The sequence below is a fragment of the Halegenticoccus tardaugens genome (assembly GCF_004116405.1).
Lineage (GTDB): Archaea > Halobacteriota > Halobacteria > Halobacteriales > Haloferacaceae > Halegenticoccus > Halegenticoccus tardaugens.
Window position 1 is genome coordinate 242819 of the sequence record NZ_SDIC01000007.1, and the last position, 23076, is coordinate 265894.

At 54.1% G+C, this 23076-nt stretch carries 18 protein-coding genes and 1 pseudogene; 10 read left to right on the forward strand and 9 right to left on the reverse strand.

Features of this window, described 5'->3' with window-relative positions; genetic code table 11:
• The first annotated feature begins 14 nt into the window (after positions 1-14).
• Complete coding sequence (locus C3L37_RS18510; RefSeq protein ID WP_129116053.1) at positions 15-1475, forward strand: YjiH family protein; 1461 nt, start codon at positions 15-17, stop codon at positions 1473-1475.
• Positions 1476-1544: 69 nt separating this feature from the next.
• On the opposite strand, the gene C3L37_RS18515 is transcribed toward C3L37_RS18510, so the two are convergent.
• The 4 genes and pseudogenes from C3L37_RS18515 to C3L37_RS18530 form a co-directional block, all read right to left on the reverse strand.
• Complete coding sequence (locus C3L37_RS18515) at positions 1545-1940, reverse strand: universal stress protein (RefSeq protein WP_129116054.1); 396 nt, start codon at positions 1938-1940, stop codon at positions 1545-1547.
• Positions 1941-2200: 260 nt separating this feature from the next.
• A complete protein-coding gene (locus C3L37_RS18520) occupies positions 2201-3070 on the reverse strand; it encodes a fumarylacetoacetate hydrolase family protein (RefSeq protein ID WP_129116055.1) in 870 nt (289 codons plus the stop codon).
• Between the two features lie 328 nt (positions 3071-3398).
• Positions 3399-4563, reverse strand: a pseudogene (locus C3L37_RS18525) (IS701 family transposase).
• A 536-nt stretch (positions 4564-5099) separates the two neighbouring features.
• Positions 5100-5876 carry an IclR family transcriptional regulator gene (locus tag C3L37_RS18530; RefSeq protein ID WP_129116056.1) on the reverse strand — a complete coding sequence of 259 codons (777 nt, stop codon included), beginning with the start codon at positions 5874-5876 and terminating at the stop codon, positions 5100-5102.
• A gap of 256 nt (positions 5877-6132) precedes the next feature.
• On the opposite strand from C3L37_RS18530, the gene C3L37_RS25060 reads away from it, so the two are divergent.
• The 5 genes from C3L37_RS25060 (at position 6133) to C3L37_RS18550 (ending at position 10175) form a co-directional block, all read left to right on the forward strand.
• Entirely contained in the window at positions 6133-6627 is a 495-nt protein-coding gene (locus tag C3L37_RS25060; protein ID WP_228546343.1) for a thiolase family protein, read from the forward strand.
• Positions 6628-6867: 240 nt separating this feature from the next.
• Complete coding sequence (locus C3L37_RS25065) at positions 6868-7335, forward strand: thiolase C-terminal domain-containing protein (RefSeq protein WP_228546344.1); 468 nt, start codon at positions 6868-6870, stop codon at positions 7333-7335.
• A gap of 3 nt (positions 7336-7338) precedes the next feature.
• Positions 7339-7740 (forward strand): Zn-ribbon domain-containing OB-fold protein, encoded by a 402-nt coding sequence (locus C3L37_RS25860; protein WP_129116057.1) that lies wholly within the window; start codon positions 7339-7341, stop codon positions 7738-7740.
• 235 nt (positions 7741-7975) lie between these two features.
• Positions 7976-8755, forward strand: coding sequence for an SDR family NAD(P)-dependent oxidoreductase (locus C3L37_RS18545; protein WP_129116058.1), 780 nt, complete (start codon positions 7976-7978; stop codon positions 8753-8755).
• 313 nt (positions 8756-9068) lie between these two features.
• Positions 9069-10175 (forward strand): MFS transporter, encoded by a 1107-nt coding sequence (locus C3L37_RS18550; RefSeq protein ID WP_164974808.1) that lies wholly within the window; start codon positions 9069-9071, stop codon positions 10173-10175.
• A 159-nt stretch (positions 10176-10334) separates the two neighbouring features.
• On the opposite strand, the gene C3L37_RS18555 is transcribed toward C3L37_RS18550, so the two are convergent.
• Together C3L37_RS18555 and C3L37_RS18560 are read right to left on the reverse strand one after the other, a co-directional pair.
• Positions 10335-11057 carry a cyclase family protein gene (locus C3L37_RS18555; RefSeq protein WP_129116059.1) on the reverse strand — a complete coding sequence of 241 codons (723 nt, stop codon included), beginning with the start codon at positions 11055-11057 and terminating at the stop codon, positions 10335-10337.
• A 45-nt stretch (positions 11058-11102) separates the two neighbouring features.
• The gene (locus tag C3L37_RS18560) at positions 11103-12254 is read right to left on the reverse strand and encodes an acyl-CoA dehydrogenase family protein (RefSeq protein ID WP_129116060.1); all 1152 of its coding nucleotides are present in this window, start codon (positions 12252-12254) and stop codon (positions 11103-11105) included.
• 64 nt (positions 12255-12318) lie between these two features.
• Between C3L37_RS18560 and C3L37_RS18565 the strand changes: the two genes are divergently transcribed.
• Entirely contained in the window at positions 12319-13956 is a 1638-nt protein-coding gene (locus tag C3L37_RS18565) for a class I adenylate-forming enzyme family protein (protein WP_228546345.1), read from the forward strand.
• Positions 13957-14305: 349 nt separating this feature from the next.
• Here C3L37_RS18565 and C3L37_RS18570 read toward each other — a convergent pair whose 3' ends face one another.
• Both C3L37_RS18570 and C3L37_RS25070 read right to left on the reverse strand, forming a co-directional pair.
• On the reverse strand, positions 14306-15046 hold the full coding sequence (locus C3L37_RS18570; RefSeq protein WP_129116061.1) for an SDR family NAD(P)-dependent oxidoreductase: 741 nt from the start codon (positions 15044-15046) through the stop codon (positions 14306-14308).
• Between the two features lie 829 nt (positions 15047-15875).
• Entirely contained in the window at positions 15876-16181 is a 306-nt protein-coding gene (locus C3L37_RS25070) for a CoA-transferase (protein ID WP_323740471.1), read from the reverse strand.
• Positions 16182-16540: 359 nt separating this feature from the next.
• On the opposite strand from C3L37_RS25070, the gene C3L37_RS18580 reads away from it, so the two are divergent.
• A complete protein-coding gene (locus C3L37_RS18580; protein ID WP_129116062.1) occupies positions 16541-18184 on the forward strand; it encodes a thiamine pyrophosphate-binding protein in 1644 nt (547 codons plus the stop codon).
• Between the two features lie 175 nt (positions 18185-18359).
• Positions 18360-19547, forward strand: coding sequence for a CaiB/BaiF CoA transferase family protein (locus C3L37_RS18585; RefSeq protein ID WP_129116063.1), 1188 nt, complete (start codon positions 18360-18362; stop codon positions 19545-19547).
• 745 nt (positions 19548-20292) lie between these two features.
• Here the strand turns inward: C3L37_RS18585 and C3L37_RS18595 are convergent.
• Positions 20293-21138 (reverse strand): BKACE family enzyme, encoded by an 846-nt coding sequence (locus C3L37_RS18595; protein ID WP_129116065.1) that lies wholly within the window; start codon positions 21136-21138, stop codon positions 20293-20295.
• A 61-nt stretch (positions 21139-21199) separates the two neighbouring features.
• Here C3L37_RS18595 and C3L37_RS18600 point away from each other — a divergent pair, with 61 nt between their 5' ends.
• Positions 21200-22225, forward strand: coding sequence for a 3-hydroxyacyl-CoA dehydrogenase family protein (locus C3L37_RS18600; RefSeq protein ID WP_129116066.1), 1026 nt, complete (start codon positions 21200-21202; stop codon positions 22223-22225).
• Positions 22226-23076 lie beyond the last annotated feature (851 nt).

Below are 23076 nucleotides of genomic sequence, written 5' to 3' on the forward strand. Positions count from 1 at the left end.
ATCTCTCACGATCTATGTTCGGTAGCCAGACGTGGGAGAACGAAGAGCACATATCCGACTCTTCGGTGACAGCCGAGGAGAAATCCATCTCTGACGTGGACTTCAGGCAGAACGGGTGGAGACCGAAAATTCGGTTTGTTGTCGCGTTTCTAACTGGAGGGTTCGTCTTTCTGTTTCCCATCCAATGGGAGGGGCAGACGACAATTCCCCTCGACGTCATCATGACGCTCATCCAAAACGCGTCGACGGCCGCCGTCGAACTGTTTGCTCTGGGTACCATCATCAGTGGCGGTGTTCTCACAACTGTCGCGGAAGTTCACTACCGCGGAGCACCGGTCCTCAGCGATCGGACGGAAGCATTGCTCGAATTAGAGTACTGGCGAACGGCGACGGTATTCGTGGTGTTCCGACTCGCCGCCGTCTTCTTCGCGTTCGCGATTTTGCTCGACATCGGTCCGGCGTGGATGCTGGCCGACTCTATCGTCAACATCGCTTGGGGTGCGCTCGTCATTACAGTCGCACTCGTGATTCCCATCGGTGCCATCTTCGTCAATCTGCTCGCCGAACTCGGTGGTCTTCAGTTCATTGGGACGTTGGCGCAACCGCTCATGCGGCCCGTGTTCAATCTCCCCGGCCGGTCGGCCCTCGACAGCGCGGCATCATGGCTCGGGTCGTTCAGCATCGGTTACTATCTCACCCGAAACGTCTTCGACCGCGGAGGATACAACAAGCGCGAGGTGTTCGTAATCTGTACCTGTTTCGCGACCGCAAACCTCGGGACTGTCGGGGCGGTCGCGGCGATTCTCGGCCTTCTCCACGTCTTCCCCGTCATCGTCCTCCTATACATCGTCTCGACGCTCGTCGTCGCGGCGGTCCTCGTTCGGATTCCGCCGCTCTCGACGGTGCCCGAGGAGTACATCGCGGACCCCGATCCGGAACCGCAGTTCACCGGGACCGTCGGCGACTACCTCCGGTTCGCCTTCAACGAGGGTGTGGCCGCGGCTGAGGAGGGAGAATCGATACTCGGAGCCTCGTTCACCGGATTCGTTGACGGGTTGAAGCTCGCCGGGACGGTGGTCGGGTCCGTACTGACGATGTCGATGGTCGTCCTCCTCCTTGAAGCGTACACGCCCCTCTTCCAGTACATCGCCGAACCGTTCGTCCCCGTCATGTCCTTGCTCGGTATCCCAGATCCACATATGGCTACCATCGGCATCATTCTCGGCGGGGCGGAGTTCTTCATCGGTGGCACGTTCGTCGTCGAAGCCGATCTGGTCACGCAGGTGTTCGTCCTCGTCGTAACGAGTGCACAGGCGATTTTCTTCTCCGCGCCAGCGCCGATGATGGTCGACATGTTCGACGACATCCCGATGCGGTTCCGCGACCTCTTCCTCCTCCTGGTCATGCGCACCGTCCTCCTGGTGCCTGTCGCCGCGATCCTGACTCACGGGGCGGCGGCAGTCGGACTTATCTAATCCGATACGACCCGCCGTTAGTGGGATCCAGAGACCCGGACTCTCATCCGAAAGAACCGCCGGCAGCTTTCAGTCGTCGGTCGTTTCGTACAGAACCGGTTGGTCCGACTTCAGAACGACATCCTGTGAGACACTTCCGAACAGTGCTTTGCCCGTCGGCGACCGCTTCCGCCCGGCGAGGCTAACGACGTCGGCGTCGACTCGCGCTGCCTCATCGAGTATCTCCTGAACCGCGTCACCACTCGACTGTTCAACTTCGACATCGAACCCCGCTGCTTCGAGGCGTTCGAGGGCCGCTGCAACCGAGTTGAGCTTCCGCGCGTCGGCCCCCTCGTCGTCGGCCCGGAAGACGTGAAAGAGAACGAGTCGCATGTCGTCTCTCACGAGTGGCAGTTCGAGTATCGACTCGGCCTGTCCCTCCGCCTGTTCGACATCCGTGTCGATCGCGAGTGGTATCGTCATCATGGTCTGTGACGGGTCCTGAAGGAGAACACATCGCTGCCCTGTTCAGTTCCCATGGATACGACGCTGGTGACCATCATATGCCTTGTCACGTCTTGCCGCTGCCCGTTCACGGAACAGACCGACGATACCTCGAAGAGTTCGTCGGACGAGACGAGTTCGCGACAATCCTCGCAGATCATCCGTCGTTGGAGAGCGTACTTCCACAGTCTCCCGCCCCACTCCGGATCGTGTTAAGTCGAGGAAACGTCCCGACGCGACCGCTACTGGCCGCCCTTTTCGACGTTCACATCAGCGAAGGAGACATCGCGCTGGGTGACGTCGACAGTCATCGAACCGACGGACTCGATTTCGGCGTCCACGATGTCACCGTCGTTCAGTTCGCTGACACCCTCGGGCGTCCCCGTGGTAACGACGTCACCGGCTTCAAGAGTCGCCCCGATGGAGGCGTACTGCACCACGTCGGCGCAGGTGTACACCATATCGCTGGTGTTCGCGTCTTGCCGCACCTCGCCGTTGAGGTCAAGTCGCATGTCGAGGTTTTGCGGATTGTCTATCTCGTCGGGTGTGACGACCGAGGGGCCAATGACAGTGAAGGTATCGTACGACTTGCGGTTCGAGCGGTCTTGGTCGCCGCGGACAGAGATATCCAGCAGGATAGTGTACCCGAAGATACTGTCCCACGCTTCGTCGACGCTGACGTCCTTCACGTCCTCGCCAATTACGAACGCAAGTTCGACTTCGTGGTCGACTCGACGGTCGTCGAAGGGGAGTTCGATACCGTGGTCCGGTCCGACGACGCTCGACGGTGCCTTCAGGAAGTAGCCCTTGTCCTTGATGGAGAACCACTCGTCGGTGGTGATGTCTTTGTCAGCGATGGCCTCCTCAATGTGCTTCTCATAGTTCAGGGGCGCGGCGACGACCTTGACAGGGCGCTTCACCGGCGACTCGACAGTGACGTCCTCACGCCGGAAGTCCGGGTCGGCGTCGGCATATTCATTGGCGTCGTAGTCGCCTTGGATGTACTCCACGAGAGGGTCCTCAGCGTCAATACCGAGGCGGTCAGTCACGTCTACGATGCCGTCTTCTGTGAGCAGTCCCAGGCGGTCCTGGTCGAAACACACGAATCGCATGTATGGTTTTCTATCCAGCGTGGTAATAAACCATGCCATTCCCGAAATTCTGTACCGACAAGAAGACGTTTCGAGGATACCGAACTGTTCGGTGATTTGTTCAGTATGCCGGTCTCCGACGCGTAATTCGTCATCGTCCGACCAACTGTTGAGGATGAGAGCCGATTGCCGTGACTGACCCACGAACTGAGAGAAAAGTAAGAGAACGGTCGTACGTCCCTACAACTTCGATTTTGTCGAACTACCCTGTCGGCTGTCACCAATATACTATCTAGCGAATCAGGGAAGATGCCCTCTCAGGCACTGTCTAGTTACTTGACTTCGCACGTTAGACGAACATTCCCTTGATCTTGCGCATTAACTCGTCGGTGCTGCGGTCGGGGCTGTTGAGTGCCCAAGAGAGAAGGTTTTGAACGCTTTCGCGGAACGAACGCTTGACATCGTTGCGAAGTGAACTCGCACGTACGAGAATCGTTCCAACAGCTCTCTCTGCAGCACCGAGCTTCAGGAGGCTGTAGGCCAACATCAGCAGGTGCCAGTGCCGACTGGTACCTGCGGCGTGCCGGAGCTCGCAGTCTCCCAAACCAAGATCCTGCTTTGTGTCCCTGAAGAACGTCTCCACTCGCCATCTCATCGCGGACAACGTGATGAGATGGCTCGCTGGCGCAGCGATCTTGTTCGAGACGATGTACTTCACGCTCGCTTCGTCTTTCTCGCTCGATTCCTCCTCGGTGATCAGCAACGTCACCACGCCGAGACGGCTAACATCGCGCTTCTGCGTCCAGATGTGGTAGGTTTCGCCGTCGACCGCGGGACTGTGTCGATACGCTTGCCGAGCGCATTGACACGGAGCCGGTCACCGCCGTAGCTCACGAGTGCGTGGCTTTTGACCGCTGAAACCCACTCTTTCCCGTAGGTTTCGAGATGCGTGACGAATTCCTCGGAACAATAGCTCGTGTCGAAGAGATAGGTGTCCGCGCGGACATCTATCTCGATGAGCTCGTCGACGAGTTCGATAGCTAGCCCAACGCGTCGATGTGCGTCTTTTCCGTAGAGACGGAAGGTGAGTGAGTAGGTGGTTTTGTCGTCGGCGTAGAGCGCGTAGATAATGTTCTGGCCCCAGATGTATCCTGGGACGGTGTAATCGTAGAATTTCCCGGCGTTAGGGATGTGTTCGCCGACTTTGTGCGTGAAGGTGTCGTCATTATCGACGACACCGTCACTGGTCCATCTGGTATCGTCGGCCTGCTGGAGGAGTTCGAGTCGTTCTCTGTTGAGTCGGTCTTCGTCCCAGTCGTACTCGGTGAAGAACTTGTTGAGTGCGCGTTCGCTGTTGACCGGAAGAACGTGGTTCGAGATGCCCTGAACGGTCTTGTTGGTGGCGGCAACAAGACCTGTCACGGAGGTCTTGGCGTGGTGTTTCTGCCTCGTTGGGAAACACTCCACTGGTCGATTGGCTCAATACACGATAAGAACGACGTGATCGGAAGCATCGCGTTTCACCCTCTCTCTACGGGCTCAGGCTACATAACGTGCGAAGTCAAGTAACTAAACACGGCCCTTCAACTTGTGCAATCCACATTTCATTCCAATATGGAACGGGAGTGAGCACGAAATTCTCTCTATTGAGGCGCTTTCTTTCTTCACCATCTACGTCACTGATCGTTACAAATACCGCAGTTTATTTGAAATGGAAATTGTCTATGACAAGGAAGATAAATACCGATTCATCAGATTCAACTTGAACACGTACCGAGATTCGATTGTATCACGTCCGTATCGATGCACGAGTACAACGTCGTCGCCCGCATCGATTACTTTAGGAAGATGATGGGACAGACGACGATAACGATACAGCGTATAAGATTGAGGGACCGAGTGCAGACAATGCTCAACGCCAGCTTTGATTATAGAAAGGGTTAACCGAGCATGAAGTCTTTGATTACAAACGTAGTAATGTAATAATACTATTCCCTGATACAAATGTGCGCTGAGGGAAATTCACACGAGCGTTCACTATGGAGAAATTTTACGAATGGGCAATAGTTAGCTCGATTTCGTTAACTACGCTGAGTATAAGGTGAGGCATTTCCTCCTTTATTGGCTTACCACGCATCCGGTGGCTCGGTCCCGACACCGTGCAGGCACCTATCACAGTGTCATCGGGAGCTTTCATTGGAGCACTCACTGCAAACAGCCCCTTTGTACTCTCCCCTAAACTGAAGCTATATCCACGATCACGAATTTCCTCCAGCTCTTCGAACAGGGTATCACGATCTGTGATCGTCATATCGTTCGCCGCTGGTAGGCCGTGACGATCAATGATTTCATTTACTCGCTTAGGTGGGAGTTGGGAGAGAATAGCCTTTCCAGAAGCTGTTTGATGGAGATACATCCGGGTTCCAGTACGCGTTCGCGAGGGGACACCATGTCGGCCTGATTCACGGTAAAGGACGACCGCTAACCCGCTTTCTTCGGTCATAAACTGAGTAACTTCGTTCGTCTTTTCAGCCAATTCTTGGAGCTTCGGTTTTATGATGTTCACACCAGGAAATTGAGAGCGAACGTGCCCTCCAATGTCGAGAAACCGAAATCCGAGTCGATATTTGGACTCTTCTTTGACAATGTAATCATGATCAACCATTGTATTTAGATGTTTATGAGCTGTACTTTTCGCGATGTCGCTGTGGTCAGCGATTTCAGTCAGCTGTGCCTCTCCAAGGTCTTCTAGTGTTTCGATAAGCTTGAACGTCGTGCTGAGGCTCTTTATCCGTGCAGGCACATCTGAATTCTCTTGATCTATCATAGGGTATTGTGGTGTGTTCTCATATTTATAATTCACTAATGAGAAATGACTGGCTCGAATTCGCGTGATTTACTAAGCAACTACCCAAATTTTAAATATATTGACTTATTGAATATCTATCATACCCGCATCGGTATCACGGCCGTAAATCTCACATCACGAGCCCATAACCAGGATGCCATTGGTTATTTTTCATATTACTCTCCTAGTATAAAAACCACCATAGTTCTTTCTCCGGCATTTCCGGGATCCGTAGATGTATCTCTTCGGATGCAGCAAGGTAACCACCATCATGACTGAGACACATACTCCGCATGTCATAGGGATCGGCCAAATACCAAACGGTACATACGACATTCCAGCACGGGATTTAGCAGTCAATGTCCTTCTTGAGGCACTAGCAGACGCATCGTTATCACCCTCTGACCTTGATGGAATTTATATGCCAACGCCTCGGGCATGGATGCCACAGAAGTTCTTTTCGACGTATCTGATACACCATCTTGGGCTTGACTTACATCAATCGATGGAGATTTCGACTGGTGGGACGAGTGGGGCACGCGCGCTCCACTCCGCGGTAACCGATATCCGTACAGGCGCCGTCAACACGGCTGTCGTCCTCGCCACAGAACGAAACTCACTGATTGAGACGAGTGGATCATACTTCCAGTATATTCTCCGTGTCTTTGACGTGGAATTTCAATCACCGATCGGAATGTCGATCCCAGGAGTCTACGCACAAAGTCTCTAACGCTACGTTTACGAGTATGGCCTTAATAGAGAAGACATTGCCGAGATTGCCGTCAAAAACCGCAATAATGCTCGCGAAAATCCATACGCCGTGTTCGACACGCAAGTTACACGTGGCGATGTTCTCGGTTCTCGGCTGATCGCCGACCCGATCAGACTCCTTGAGTGTCCAGCACCCTGTGACGGTGCTGCTGCGTTAGTATTGACGAACGACTCTATCGCAGAGACCGCGCACGGGGCCGTGGAAATCAGTGGAATTGGTTCTCACCACGCTCCGAGCCACCTACTCATGAGTCGTGATATTTCCGTGACCGAACTGCCAGCTGTCAGAGCCGCCGCGCAACAAGCCAGTGGAGAAGCCGAGCTCGAACTCGACGAATTCGACGTCTACGAGCCGTACGCTCCGTTTCCTCACATTGAGGCAATCATTACGGAAGAACTCGGACTCGCCGAGGAAGGGCAGGGTGTTCAAGCGTGTCTTGAGGGAGAAACTGCCCCCGATGGTAAGTTCCCAATTAGTCCGTCTGGGGGATGCTTAGGTCGAGGCCATCCACCTTTGGTCACACCGCTCATTAACCATGTTGAAGCTGTACGCCAGCTTCGCGGAATCGCTTCAACGCAAATTTTGAACGCTCAAAACGTCATGACGACTGCAGAGCACGGACACGTTAACGGCGCGACCGCGACTATCTTCAGTACGGAGGCCTGACTCATGCGGGAAACGGCATATACCGATCCGTTTTGGGAAGCGCTAGTTGACGGAAAGGTATTGATTCACCGCTGTGAGGAGTGCACCTCCCGATTCTTTCCTCCGGGACCTGTCTGCCCCTACTGCCAATCACTAGCTGTCGAGTGGCAGGAGTCGACCGGAAAGGGAACCTTGTTTTCGTTCACTCGACAGCACGTAACTGCCCCTGAGTTTGACGACGGACTCATTGTAGGTGTTATTGAATTAGACGATGAGCCGCGGTTACTCACGCCGATTGACGAACCCTACCAGGATCTCAGAATTGGTAACCGATTCAGAATTGAGTCATTCGAGTACGTGAGTGGATTCGATCGAGGCCGACTTGAGGACTATCCTTTTTTCGTCGCGAACAGAATCGACGGCTGATCGAATGAGAGTACTCGTCAAGCTCACACGGGTAGAACGCGTTGACTACCATAGTCCACGTCACAGCCGTGGATGGAATGTTCGAACGCCCATGGCGAATACTCTGTCTGCTACTCCCCTTTCCATAGTTTAATACGGGGAGTTAACAATAACCACGGTATAGGTGAAACATTGAGAAACCGTCTTATTGCTCTCACAAGAAAGATAGGGAGGGCCCATCTCTGAGCAGATGTACATGAAGATTCAGGGTGAAACCGCGTTCGTGACAGGCGGCAGCCGTGGTATCGGGCGATTGATCAGCATCGAACTGGCAAGCCATGACATCACTGTAGTTGTCGGCGACCTTGACGCCTCTAAACGGGAAAGGACCGTCAAGGAGATCGAAGACGCCGGCGGAGCGGCAATCGAAACCTACCTCGACCTTACTGATTCAGAGAGCGTTACCGGTGCGATTGCAGATGCGAGAGCCACTGTTGGCCCAATTGACATCTTCATAAACAATGCTGGTATCGCAGGTCCAACGGCACCGATCGAAGACGTTTCCCTTGATGAGTGGGATACTACCCTCTCAATCAACCTTAGTGGGGCCTTCCTCTGTGTTCGTGAGGTAATTGGTGAGATGAAATCGCGCGGCTACGGTCGTGTGATCAACATTTCCTCATCCTCGGGGAAGCGTGCGGTCCCGATGCGGAGCCCGTATGCAAGCTCGAAAGCTGGGATGTTGGGACTCACTCGGACGATAGCAGCCGAGGGTGGGCCACACGGTGTCACCGCGAACGCGATCTGCCCAGGTCCCGTGAACGGACCACGAATTGACGACGTTATCGACAGGCGAGCAGCTAACTCTGAGCAGTCACGCGATGAAATCGTCGATGAAAAACAACAGGAGTCGCTCGTCTGTTCGTTCGTCGAACCGGATGATATCGCTAAAACCGTCTCGTACCTCTGCTCCGACGCGACAGACCGAATTACAGGACAGGCACTCAACGTCTCCGGCGGGAAGATCATTTACTGAGCGTGCAAATGAGACGACTTACTCACTTGAAAATTCACCACACGAGCCTTGACAAAGGTATATTCGGATCGCTTTGTCTCTCAAGCCCGCCTAACGGCAGGTACGGAATCAAGGCTATCTGTCCCTGGGGTCTTTCTGATGTTCACTGAAACTGTTACAATGAGATTGTCAGCCGATCGCTCTTCGAGGCAGAACAATTGTGCCTCGAAGTGGCCTACGAGTTGAGTCCGTTCGCAGTAATAGGATACGCAACCTCATGAGTGACGGACGCGGAAAGGTCCTCGTTACGCTCGCTGGAGGGTGGTTCCTTTCGATGGGTGTCCGGATGATCTATCCGGTGCTGCTCCCACACCTACGAACCACCTATGACCTCGATCTGACGACCTCCGGGTTTCTGTTAACCGTGCTATTTCTCGCATATGCAATCGGTCAGCTTCCTAGCGGCATGCTCGCTGATCGGATTGGCGAACAGCTTATCCTGACGCTGAGTATGCTGATGTCCGCGGTAACACTGACGCTCGTCGTTAGCGCTAGTTCTCCGGGAGTTCTTTTCGCCGCAACCGCGTTATTCGGCTTCGGAGCGGCGCTCTACGCGGTCGCCCGATATACCATCATCCCGCAACTGTATCCGGATAATATTGGTACCGCAAACGGGGTGACGGCAGCATCTCAGGATGCCGGTCAGTCGGTTCTCCCTCCGCTTGCCGGGTTGATCGCAGCGAGTTTCATCTGGCAACTTGGATTTGCCTTCACGATCCCGCTATTTCTGTTGATGGCGGTCGTACTCTGGCGGATCGTTCCACATCAGCCATCGATGTCTAAAGATAGCGCAGATACCCTCTCATTCGAGGGTGCTCGCTATATGAGTTTAGTATTGCGTCAGCCAGCAGTAGTTTACCCGACCAGCGTATTGATTCTCGGACTCTGTATCTGGCAGGCATTCACGAGCTTCTATCCGACGTATCTTGTCGAGGTAAAGGGGCTCTCAACGACCGTTGCGGGCATCATGTTCGGTCTGTTCTTCGCGCTGGGAATCCTCATCAAACCCTTATCCGGAGGTGCGTATGACCGGATTGGAATCCGACACTCACTTATGATTGTCGCGAGCGGGCCAGTGATAGCGTTTATCAGTCTTCCACTATTCGACGGCTTCTGGGCTCTGGTCATAATCACAGTGTTTGTAAGTACCTTACTCGGCTTCGCGACGATCACAGAACCATACCTGTTGGAAACACTCCCAGACGACGTGCGGGGAACAGGATTTGGCATCTTGCGGACCATTGCCTTCATGATTGGTGCACTGAGTCCGGTCTTCTTTGGAGGCGCCGCCGATCGCGGCTTTTTCGACGAGGCATTTGTGGTGCTGGCCGCAGTCGCAGGTACGATGGTCCTTTTAGCGATTCGGATCCCAGAGAAGTGAAGCGTCACTATCAGCGATACAACGTGCCTCTAGTGAACTGGAATTTGAACCGACTGGAGGCGTCTGTCCTGAAGAAACCCTGTTCTTACTACTCGTAAACGATCAGAACTCGCCGACGGTTGTCACGAACATAGCTACGGTACTGAGGTTGGAGAATTCTCAATTAATTATAGCAAATGCACGAATCGGGCTCGCGGTCGCCCCGCTGAGCGGAAGCGGTGCCGCGTTGAATATGAAGCGATGAGACGGAATCGAGTTAATGTTTCTGAGATTTTCGACAATGAGGGTGTACGAGTCAGGTGCACCATCTCTAAGCAATACGCGGTGAGCAGGCATCGAGACGTCGCCAGCTATATCGACATTTCCGCAATCGATTCCAACGACGCTTACGTCACGTTCGTGGATCCACTGCGCTCCCATTGCCGAGAGACCTGGATGATTCTCCAGGTACGTTACTTCATCGTCTGGAAGGTAGTCGTCCCACCCTGTGTACAGCAGGACAGCATCACCAGGCTGAACCTTTACGTCTGCATTTGCCGCGGCACGCTCGAGTAGGTCAGGACCAATTCCGCCGCACGGACCGGCAGTTGAGACATCGAGCCAGACTGCGGGCCCGAAGCACTCCTCAAGGGCGATATCGTCGATCGACTTTCCGTCTGGATGCAGGTGGAAGGGGGCATCAATATGAGTTCCGTTGTGCTCTGCAATGTAGACGAATCCGTTGACAAGAGAGAGGTCGTCAACTCCCTTTCCACGCCATGTGTCCTCAGCTTGTTCATGGTTCATTCGGGTCCCCGAAAGAAACAACGGACTACGTCCGTGGTTAGGGTGGTTCGCCATCTCTTCGGTGATTTTCGCTGTCAGGTCGATCAGGTGGGACACAAGCGGACGTCTACTTGGTTAGCTAATAACTGTTTATGCGGCTACTCATTCATATAGCCGGTTTGCGATCACGAGACGGTTTATCTCGTTTGTTCCCTCATAGATCTGCATTCCCTTTGCAACGCGCATGTGTCTCTCGACAGGATACTCCTTCGAGTAGCCACGCGAACCGTGGATCTGAACAGCTTCGGTCGCAACGTCCATTGCGACGTCCGTCGCCTTTGTCTTCGCCATTGCTGCCTCCGTGGTTACGCGAGCCCCTCGGTCGCGCTTGGCCGCTGCCGAGTAGGTGAGTAATCGCGATGCCTCGATTTCGGTTGCCATATCGGCGAGCTTGAACGAGATCCCTTGGAACTCACGAATTGGCTGTCCGAACTGTTCGCGTGTATCGGCGAACTGTCTACTCGCGTCAAACGCCGCCTGTGCCACCCCGACGCCTTGCGCAGCTGTGCCGATCCGCCCGATGTCGAGCCCCTCCATCACGTACCGGAATCCCCGTCCTCTATCCCCGATGACGTTCTCGGCTGGGATGTGAACCCGATCGAAGCGGAGTTCGGTCTCGATCGCGGTATCGCCTTCCATACAGGGGATCTCACGTACAAATGTGATCCCATCTCGCGACTGTGGGTTCGGAATACCAAGGAGACTGACGCCGTTATGATCTTCTCCTTCACCTGTTCTAGCGGCAACGACCAGGAAATCGGCGATACTCCCATTCGTTGTCCAGACCTTCTGCCCGTCAAGTACGTATTCATCGCCATCTCGATTCGCCGTCGTCTCGAGCGAGGCAGCATCGCTCCCAGCATTTGGTTCGGTCAGCGCGAGTGCAGGGATCCACGTCCCCGAGCATATCTTCTTCAGCCACTCCTCGCGTTGCCACTCGGCACCGAATTCGTTGATCGGATAGCCAACGAGGCTCCCGGCAATAGAGGCCGTACCGGCAAGCAGCTTCCAACTGCGCGAGATCTCCTCGATCGTGATTGCATAGGATAGGTAGTCCAGTCCGAGGCCGTCGTAGTCAGTACTGTACTGGACACCGTGGAACCCTGCTTCAGCGACGCGATTGACTACCTCTATTGGGAACGTTCCTTCCTTCTCGTAAGCGTCGACATGGGGTTCAACCTCTTCCTCACAAAACTGTCGCACCGCTTCTTGGTGCGTCCGGTGGGACTCCGGGAGTTCAAAAGTTACTGACATGGTATTTCTAATCAGTATTCGTCTGTTGGTACCGCTCTATATAACTTCGAGGGACGACTTCCTCGTGAACGTGGATCTCGTATATCTCTCGGATATTTCCTGCGACCCCACCCGGATGGGTCAGCAGCGTTATAATCGTATGCTACAATACCCGTATGTGACACACCTAACCGCCGACGACGTGCTGACACAGACGGCGGCACGATTTCCAGGCCGCCCTGCACTCCGAGATCCGATAGTCGACGAGACAGTCACGTTCGCGACGTTGGATGAGCGTGCGAGACGAATCGCAACGGGATTGGCCAGTCTCGGTTTTGAACCTGGCGACCACCTCTCGGTTCTACTGACGGATTCGATAGAATTTCTCGAACTGCTGTTCGCCTCGGCTCACGCTGGTGTGGTTTTCAACCCACTCAGTTATCGCATTCCACCGAAGCGACTCGCGTATATCCTTCAGCACGCTGAATCGGTAGGCCTCGTCTTTGACGAGGATTGTCTGCAGGCAGTACGTTCACTTGCGACAGACGTCCTTCCTGATCGCCTCATCGGCATCGGATTTGATGACGAATTACTGACCCACACATATGAGGAACTCGCGGCCACAGGCGGCGATTTGCCCCAAGTTACTGTTGACGAGTCGGATTCGGCGATGCTCCTGTACACCTCGGGGACGACCGGCATGCCGAAAGGTGTCCTGCACTCGCACCGTACTGTCGTAACCTCATCACTCGTCTCGATTCCCTATAACCGACTTCGCCCGACGGACGTTAACATCGCGCTGGGTCCGCTTTACCACGTCGGCCCGCTGCTCTGTAACGCCCTCCCGGCGATAAACGTGGGTGCGTGCAACGTCATTCAGCACGGATTCGATCCAGCGACAACGCTTGAACGCATAGAGTCTGAGGAGATTACAACTATGTGGGGGGTACCGACCCATGTGCGGGCTCTGGTTGACGATTCATCCATCGGTGAACGTGACATTTCACATGTTCGGATGATCCAGTACTCTGGATCGGCGATGCCTGCTTCAGTCGCAAAACACTCCCGTGAGTATATCCCCGACTGTGAGTTCGTGAACGCGTACGGTTCGACGGAAATCGTCTTTGGGACGCTCATCTTCCCAGAGTTTCACGACGAGAAGCTTGGCAGTATTGGACATGCTGCCCCGAACGCAGTCGTCCGTGTCGTCGACCCGGAGAACTCCGTTCCAAATGCCGTCGTTGAGACCGGCGAGATAGGCGAGCTTCTTGTGAAGACGCCCACTTGCATGCTCAGGTACTGGCGTGATTCGAAGGCGACCGCCGATGCGACCGTCGACGGTTGGTTCCGAACTGGAGACTTGGGACGGCGTGATGAGGACGGCTTCCTCTACTTCGTCGACCGAAAAGACGACATGATTGTTAGCGGTGGTGAGAATATTTATCCAGCAGAGGTAGAGGATGTGCTCCACACCCACCCTGACGTGATAACCGGAGCGGTAGTCGGTGTTCCGGACGATGAGTGGGGCGAGATTGTCACCGCGTTCGTCGTTTCCGCCACCAAAGAGCCCTCAGAAGTCGACCTGGACCGATTCTTCATCGAGTCCGATGCTCTTGAGTCGTTCAAACGACCGCGACGGTACGTCTTCAGAGAGGAACTTCCAAAAACCAATAGCGACAAGATCGACCGACGAGCGCTATATGAGTCTATCTCAGAATCGTGAACCGTCGATTTACAGAAAATCAAGGCGAGTACCCCGAGGTTTGATCTCGGGGATGAAGTCGACACTAACCGACCTGGTAGGTCACAACACACTGAACGAAGTGGTGTGACGGTCTCACCCATCGGACGTGGTTTGACCGGCGAAAACAAGCCGGGTCACAACCGTATCCACCGTCGCTCCCAAGTAGGTAAGGGAGACGCCGAATCCACGCCTGTGGAGACGAGAACCACTGTGCCTCACGGTGCACGTTCCGTCGCAAAAGCAGGAAGCTTCGGGGTCGTTCGAGAGAGCGAGCTCTCTTGTGATGACGAGACGCTTCGCGTCTCGAACCACTTGACTCCGAGGCGCTTCACCACATCGTCTGTCCGCCATTTACATTCAGTGTCTCACCAGTGACGAAGGATGCATCGCGCAGATACGCTGCTGCCTGACCAATGTCTTCTGGTTTCCCCAGACGGCTGACCGGAATCGTCTCACGTCGTGCTTGCTTTTCGTCCTCTGAGGCCGTTTTATCGGTCATGTCTGTCTCAATGAACCCTGGCGCGATCGCGTTTACTCGTATGTCTGGACTGAACTCAAGTGCGTGACTCTTTGTGAGCCCGATGATTCCAGCTTTCGAGGCTGCGTAGTGTGGTTCGTAATCCGCACCAGTATGGGCGAGCCGCGAAGAGAGGTTAATGACCGACGGCCCTTCCGGGACGCACGACTGTTCAAGGTAGGGGAGAGCAATTTTTGTCACCGTGAACGCCCCGTTGACGTTGACGTTCAGCAGATGGATGAATTCCTCAGGCGAGAGATCAGGTGTGTAGCAGTGTTGGTTGATCCCAGCGTTATTCACAATGTGATCAATGCCGCCGAACGTGTCGGCTATTTCTTCGATACACGCTCTGATAGATGCCAAATCACCAATGTCTCCTTGTACCGCGTGGCCAAATTGGCTGGTTTCAGCTTCAATTGTTTCGACCACGTCGGTGGCTGCCGTCCTGCGACTGCGGTAGTTCACCGCAATATCGTAGCCATCTCGGGCGAATTGAAGCGCAATCGCTCTGCCGATGCCACGGGATGCTCCTGTAACGAGTGCTGCAGGCATACTAGTGCTTTCTCAGGAGTTACTAAATAGATCCGTCTGAGAGAACACGATCTAGAGCCAACAACTACAGCGTTGTCAACAGACCCACGATAGTGTCCCAGCGTTCGATCTGCGTATCGTTTATTGGCTCCTTCCGGTGTGCCTCCCATCAGAATCAAGCTCTTTTCGGATGAGTCGGAGTTCCGCCTCAGTGGGGGATGGGGTCATCTTCAGGTTGTCTGCGAACGCAATATCCCAGCCAGTTTTCTCACGTGTTTTTTCGCGTGTTACATCCGGGTGCAATGAGTCAACATACATCTCGCCGGTTTGTTGAGCCTGCAGATGGCATTGTCGGTGATAATCGCTTCGGGGCCACCGTCCAGTCCAAGCTCCTGACGCCCCTTACGGCCGTTGATAAGCCCGGGGCTGGTAACGAAGTCAACCTCTTCGAAACCGACGCGCCGAGTGAGGTGTAATGACCAGCGTCTGATCCACGTGACACGCGATTTCACATGCACCGCCGCTACCGGGAGAGCGGATGATCAGATCACCGTAATCGTCAATGACCATCGAGTTGATATTCCCGTGTTTGTCTATTTATGCACCACCCAGAAAACCTACGTCAAGTCGGTTGGCCTGCAGATAGTAATTAAAAATGTTAATTATCCCGATCATAGTACCCCTGCGCATAAGATGGGTGTGAACCATACGGGTCTTTGACCACGTAGTCGACATCATCGCTCGTGATCATTGTTCGGTTGGGACCACTCCGGATCGTCTTTTCCGAACACAGTTCTTCGACAGTGAGGATTACCGTGTCGGCAGCGAGGGCCGCAATTTTCTGTTCTCCTTAGATCCCGCAGAGATGAGCGTTCCCATCTTCGTCGGCACGCTGTGCACGGACGACTGCCACGTCCGGTTTGATTGGCGCAACGCCGTACACATAGTCATCACCGAATGGGATCTTAATCTGTGCAATGTTCTCGTTGTGCTTGGGAAGATCCGAACCAAAGAATCCCCGTAGTGGAGCGAACGGGAGATTTGCTGCACCAGCGTGGAGTGCGGCGATCATTCCAAAGTGCGTGTATTCTTCAAGTTCGATGTCGGTAGGGATCCCCTCCTCGGTGGCACGACGAAACGCTGGGAGGCTTCCGATTCCGGGATTTCCGGCTCATGAAAACGTTACTTTGCTAGCGCACCCCGCAGCGATCAACTGATCGTAAATCAGGTCGGGCGTCGATCTGACTAAATCCAGGCCACGCAGCTCCTGTCTGATGATCTCATGGCCTGCAGCAAACGGAATAAGATGGGTAAAGCCCGCAAGGTAGAGCTTATCACCATTGGAGATTCCTCCTCTGACTGCCTCAATCATAGTGCTAACTATCGCCATAGCTGATCAGGAGTATGTGATGTGCCGTGTATCCTCAAGATAAGGATTCCCATTGACAAGAACTACGATAGCTTCGTATCTTCCTTATTCTAAAGATTTACGCTCTCTACACTCGCACCATGTCTATGAAAGTCAATGAGGCCATTATTGATTGTCTCACAGAAAACGGAATCGACACCCTATTCGGTATTCCCGGCAAACAATCACTCCCGCTAAACGAGAGTATCAGCGTACGTGATGATATAGAGTTCGTCATGGCTCGCCACGAAACAGCGGTCTCGCACCAAGCATGGGGTTACGCGGAGACGAGTGGTCGGCTCTCTGCTACGGTGGTTATTCCCGGGCCGGGAGACATGAATGCGATGAACGGATTGAAAAATTCGCTGAACGACTGTACACCACTGCTGCACATCGCCATCGAAACTGAGCCTGAGATCCGCGGTGGGGACGGTATCCATGAGACACCACCAGACACATACAATAATGTTGTTAAGAAGAACATCACCGTCGAAACCCCACAGAGCACTGTCGTGGCACTTCAGCAGGCAATCGATATCGCTATGACACCTCCGAAAGGCCCCGTTCGAATCGGCATTCCAAAGAACTTCCTTACTATGGATGTTTCGATTGCCAAACAGGGCGAGGTCAAACTCCAGTCGTTCGGTGATGTTCCGGAGGAGCTAGTTGAGCATGCTGCAGACCTTCTCGCAGAAGCGTCTGCACCGATTATTATCGCCGGCGGTGGCATCCGTGCGTCCGACGCTAGCGACGAATTGAAAACTGTCGCTGAGCGCCTAGAGGCGCCAGTCGTACTCACGTACAAAGGGAAGGCCGTTTTCCCTGACGATCACGACCTCGCGGCTGGCGTACTTTGTGGTGGAACAGGGACGGCCCTAAACGAACTCATCGCCGATGCCGATGCTGCACTCGGGGCCGGCACTGACTTCGATGCGCTCACTATGCAGAATTGGTCAGTCGACGTCCCCGACAACCTCGTTCACATCACGCTTGGCGTCAACGATATCGGGATGGGCTATGAACCCAAAATAGGAATCGTCGCTGACGCAGCCCGTACGCTCAATGAACTCAACGACGCATTGGCAAGTCGTACAATCGCTGCCGGAGACGGTGTGGAGCGCGCTAGAGAGACTCGCGAGGCGATTAACGATCGCCTTGCCCGCGTACGGGAGGTCACCGAAACGCCAGTGACTTCCGTTGTTGCACTCGACGCTCTTCGTGAAGGGATACCACGCGACTCAATCGTCTCCATTGACGTAGGCGGGTTCCGACTGTGGGCGCTTCTCACGTTTCCGACGTACAAACCTCTCGATTATGTCGCTCCAGGGTCGTGGGCAACAATGGGATCAGGTCTCCCGTCAGCAATCGGCGCAAAACTAGCCAACCCAGATCAAGACGTCGTGACGATCACTGGCGACGGTGGGTTACTAATGTGTCTCCACGAACTCCACACGCTGGTCAGCGAGACGATTGACGTAACTGTCGTCGTTCTTAACAATAGCGACTACGCCATCATCAGCGAAGAAGCAGGTCGGGATTACCAAATGGACAAAGGCGAGTACGGGTGGGATGACGCACCAGTATCGTACACAACTATCGCCGAAGGAGTTGGCATGGGTTCTATGCGCGCAGAAAACCCCACCGAAATCACCGAGACAGTCGCCGAAGCCATCGGACGCGATGGACCAACACTCGTTGAGGTCCCGACTGATCCATATGAACCTCAGTCGAGCGTCCTAATGAACGAGTAACGGAAGTGATAGTCTCCCACGACTACAGTCGTGGGCTTTCTCCTCGAATCTCTGTAAAAGCGAAATCGTATCTACTTTCCGTCCCGACATCCTCAGTGCGAGTGGGAGAGACAGCTTCTGTGTCATGACATCTGCTCCCGAAACTATTTTTCCAATCCCCTTGATCTACCTCCGTATGAAGCCGTTAGATGATCTCACCGTCGTCGATCTCACTCAATCGGTCGCCGGCCCAGTCTGCACACAACTACTCGCGGAGATGGGAGCTACCGTAATCAAGGTCGAGCCTCCGGAAGGCGACAATTTTCGGAACTTGATGGGCGGAGACATGTCTGTACCCTTCAATCATGGAAAGCTCAGCCTCTGTGTCGACATCAAAACCGACGGGGGGCTGTCGATCGTCACTGAGCTCATGGACGAGGCGGACGTGATCGTTGAGAGTTTTCGCCCCGGAGTCCTCGCGAAGTACGATCTTGACTACGACGCAGTCTCAATACAGAACAGGAACGCCGTCTACTGTTCATTGTCGGGTTTCGGCCGAAGCGGGCCGTATCGAACACACCCGGGATACGATCCCTGTATTCAGGCAGTCTCGGGCTTAATGTCGATCACCGGCTACCGGGATCGTCCACCAGTCCGTATCCGCGCGAGCCTCATCGACTGCGGAACCGGCGCAAACGCAGCCTTCGCAATCATGGCTGCCGTTCGTCAGCGGGATCGAACAGGGGAGGGTACACACATCGACATCTCGCTTTTCGATGTGGCGGTCGCCTGGATGTCGTACTGGATTACGAACTACGACCGAACAGGGAACCTGCCGGTACGCGCCGGGGAACAGGGCATTGGAAGCGCACCAAACGGCGTCTTCCAAGTGGATACTGGTTTCACGTATGTCGCAACTCTGTCGGAGGAAATGTACGAGCGCCTCTGCACTTTCCTAGGTCGACAGGATCTGCTTGAGGACGAACGGTTTGAAACGATCGAAGACCGCATCGAACATCGAAAAACGCTTCGTGACGAGCTCACCGCGGAATTTGCACAGTTTGGTCCAAAGGAACTGGAACAACACCTACTCGACGCACGGATCCCCGCAGGCGCGGTCCAGACCGTCCAGAATCTTGTTGAGGACGATCCCCACGTCGAAGAGCGGTCGCTACTCATCGACTCATATAACCCCGAACTGGAAGAACCAGTGAAGGCCCCGGCGCTACCGTTCCGGTTCAGTTCAGGGATCCACAATGGTGAATTCTCTTTGCGACCGCCGAAAATCGGTGAACACACCGCCGAAATCCTCAAGTCGCTTTCGTACTCTGAGAACGAGATTGATCGCCTCTACAAGACGGGTGCGGTTTTTTCAGACTCATAGTTTATTTGTGGCTAGACCGCGAGATGACCTCGGACCGAAAATCCGCGAGGCCTCAACTGATCGAATCGGTATCTCACGGTAACAATCGTCGCGTCCGAAAGGGCGGTGAGATCACCACCGTTCTAGGGAATCAACCGGAGACTCGACCTCCGTCGCCGTGAGCAATCGCATAGAAATATTGACCCACCAGTTCTATGGCTAAGTAGGCGTGCTCTGCCACGAAATTCAAAATACAACCTCGACTCGGGGAGTGTAGTTGCTGTCAGTCGACGGTTCCTCAAAATTAAGCTATGGTACTCCGCTGGCGTTAGGAGACCAGCACTCTCCTCGTCATTGAGAAACAGTATCTCAGCCATACTCTACGTATCACAATCGAGTGGAAAAAGATCAGTAATTCGGCCAATCGCGTTAGTGGGTTGGTGCTTCCGTCGGCGCTCACATCCCAAACTTATTCATGGTCATATTTCTATGTGAAGTGTGTGACTTGCCCGTACCTTTCGTACCGTAACTCAGACGGTAGCTTAGAATTCGACACCGAGCGCGCGTACTGTGAAGTCATTGATGAGTTCGTCTCTCCGATGCGTGCAGATGTCTGCAACGACCGTCACGAGCTCTCTCATACTCGTGATTGTGAGTTTTACCGTGACAAAATTGGTCTCGAGTAATAACGTCTGTTTCGTTGTCCCAGAAAGTCCCGGAGGGATTACTGTCATTTGAAGACATCGTCGCGATCGACGTGAGCGGCTTACACTCCCGATAAACCAAGGACTTCACGTGTCTCTGCAGGTGTCGCAAGATCCCGCTCAAGTTCGTCCGCGATCCGAACAGCTCGCGCGACCAACTGCGCGTTACTTTTGGCGGGTTCGCTGCGACGGTAGTACAGATTGTCTTCCATACCTACACGGATGTGTCCGCCCATGATAATACCCATCGTCGTCAGTGGCAGCTGATGGGGTCCGATTGATAGAACGTTGAAAATTGAGTTCTCTGGGAGATTGTTGATCATATTTATCATATTCTCCGGCGTCGCCGGCGTCAGCGTTCCGGGGCCGAAGATGATGTTGATGTAATAGGGTTTGTCGAGCAATCCCTTGTCGATCAGGCGGTAGACCTCGTTAAGGTGGCCATTATTGAATACCTCCATCTCCGGTTTAATTCCTTTTTTTTGCATTTCTGACGCTAACGTATCAATCATATGGCGAGTGTTCTCGGAGGTGAGATGCTGATATCGGTTCATCGGTCCCATGTCGAGCGACGCCATTTCTGGTAACGGGTCGGTTCGGATGCCTTTTGCCCGTTCTTCAAGGGGCAACCCCGTCCCACCCGTCGTATTCTGAATAATGATGTCGTCGCAGCGTTCTCGGACTAGGTCGTTAATCTCTTGAAGCCGACTGGCGTCGCGCTCACCCCGCTCGTCACGGCCGTGGAGGTGAATAATCGATGCCCCAATTCGTTCGCACTCGCGGGCTGTCTCGGCGATCTCTTCAGGCGACTCCGGTAGGTTCGGATTTGCTTCTTTCCCATGTACCCCACCTGTCGTCGGCACCGTCAGGATCAGCTTTCCGCCCTCAAGGTAATTTTGGTAACTCATCTAGAGTGATACTGATGTACGCTCACAAAACATTATTGGACCGGTAGGCGACCATTTGCACATGGATCGAAGATCTTCCGTTGGTGGGAACCACCCCACCTCCAAGCTTGCAACGATCGGTGCCGGCACGATGGGACACAGCATTGCTGTCGCCGCAGCCGCCGGAGGCTGTTCAGTGACGCTGTTCGACGTCGACGAGACATCGCTTCGAGCGGCGCGCGAAAAGATCAAGATGGTAGCAGAGACCATCGCAGCTAGTAATGTATATGAAGCGACTGACGCGAACGAGATTATCGCTCGCATTGAATACGTCACCTCGATCGAGGGGGCTGTCGAGGATGCAGAACTAATCATTGAGGCGGTACCTGAGATTAGAGAGACGAAACTTGCTGCGTTCGAACGGATCGATCGTTATGCGCTTGACGATGCCGTGCTGGCGACGAACACGTCGTCACTTCCACTTGACGACCTCGTCGGATCGATCAGTTCCCCCGAGCGCTTCTGCGGGATGCATTGGTTTCATCCTGCTCACATCGTCCCTGTTGTTGAAGTCGTCTACGGCACCCACACCGCCGACGAAACCGTCGACATTTCCTGCCAATTCCTCCAGAAGATCGGGAAGGACCCTGTCATCGTCAAACGAGACGTACCGGGGTTTATCGCAAACCGCATTCAGTCAGCGATGGCCCGGGAGGTGTGGACACTACTTGAAGAAGGGGTTGCCAGCCCGGAAGATATCGATCGCGCAGTCAAGGGCACTTTCGGGTTTCGACTCCCAGTGCTTGGTGCGCTCGAGAAGGCCGATTATTCTGGCCTCGATATCCACCATACCGTCCTGAAAGAACTTCTCCCGGACATCGATCGTGGTACCTCACCGCCAGACATTCTTTCCGCCCTTGTCGAAGAAGGCCGGTTTGGTGTAAAATCCGGTTGCGGTGTCTACAACTGGAATGACGCTGACCTCGAGACACTCATCGAAGAGCGGGATCAGCGGCTGCTCGATCTGCTTGACGTGTATCAAACCGCGCGGAGTGCGTCGACATCGCAAGAAGCAGTAGATCTAGAATTGTTTCAACGGCGGAGTTGAAGGGACTATATCTCGGCAGATCTGGCAATCGGGTTCTGTCAGTGGAATACGTATCCTGTCCCCGCGTATCCGTTTTGTCGCTCCGTGGTTCGACCCTGGCATTCCATAGCATGTGACTATGTTACGTCGACAACAAATTTGCCTACTGTGATATTATTCCTTTTTCCACTAGACGCCACTCAGTTAGAATCCACCGCCCGGGACGGTTCCGGTGACCCTCGTCGTCCCGCACCACACGCGGGACGACGACTTGTTCTGGTCTCTGTCGAGGATGATGAGCCGCTTGCGGAAGCGTATCGACATCGCTGGGGAATAGAGACGTCCTATCGGAAGATCGGTGAATTCCTGCCGCGAACGTCGGCGACGACGTTCGCTGTCCGGCTGTTCGAGTTTCTCTTTGCCGTGGCGTTGTACACTCTGTGGATTTTGGTGTGTCTCACATTCGTTGAGTAGCGAGTGTTGACCGATCGACCAGCGGTCTCGACGGCTTGTTTCGGCTGTTCATACTGTCGCTTCCATATGGATAGCAGTGCGGTCGACGGCTGACCCAGGCTGAGTAGTTAGCGTAACTTTGAACACTCGCTCGGGCGAATGACATCCCAAAGAGCGTAAATTCGATTGATTCCAATGGTCGTGGTTTGATCCTGCTTCCAATAGCCATACAAAGGTTGCGCAGACCACTCGGCCTGGGTCAGCACGCCGCTGTCTACTGGCAAGGTTCCGTTCGCTTGGTTTCGAGGACGGCTCACCGCTTCTACAGTGAGTTTAGCTGGTGAGAAAACGTCGGTGATCGCGACTTCTTATTCTTCACGGTGGGCAACCGATCGCATCCGTCTCGAGATTCGGCACCT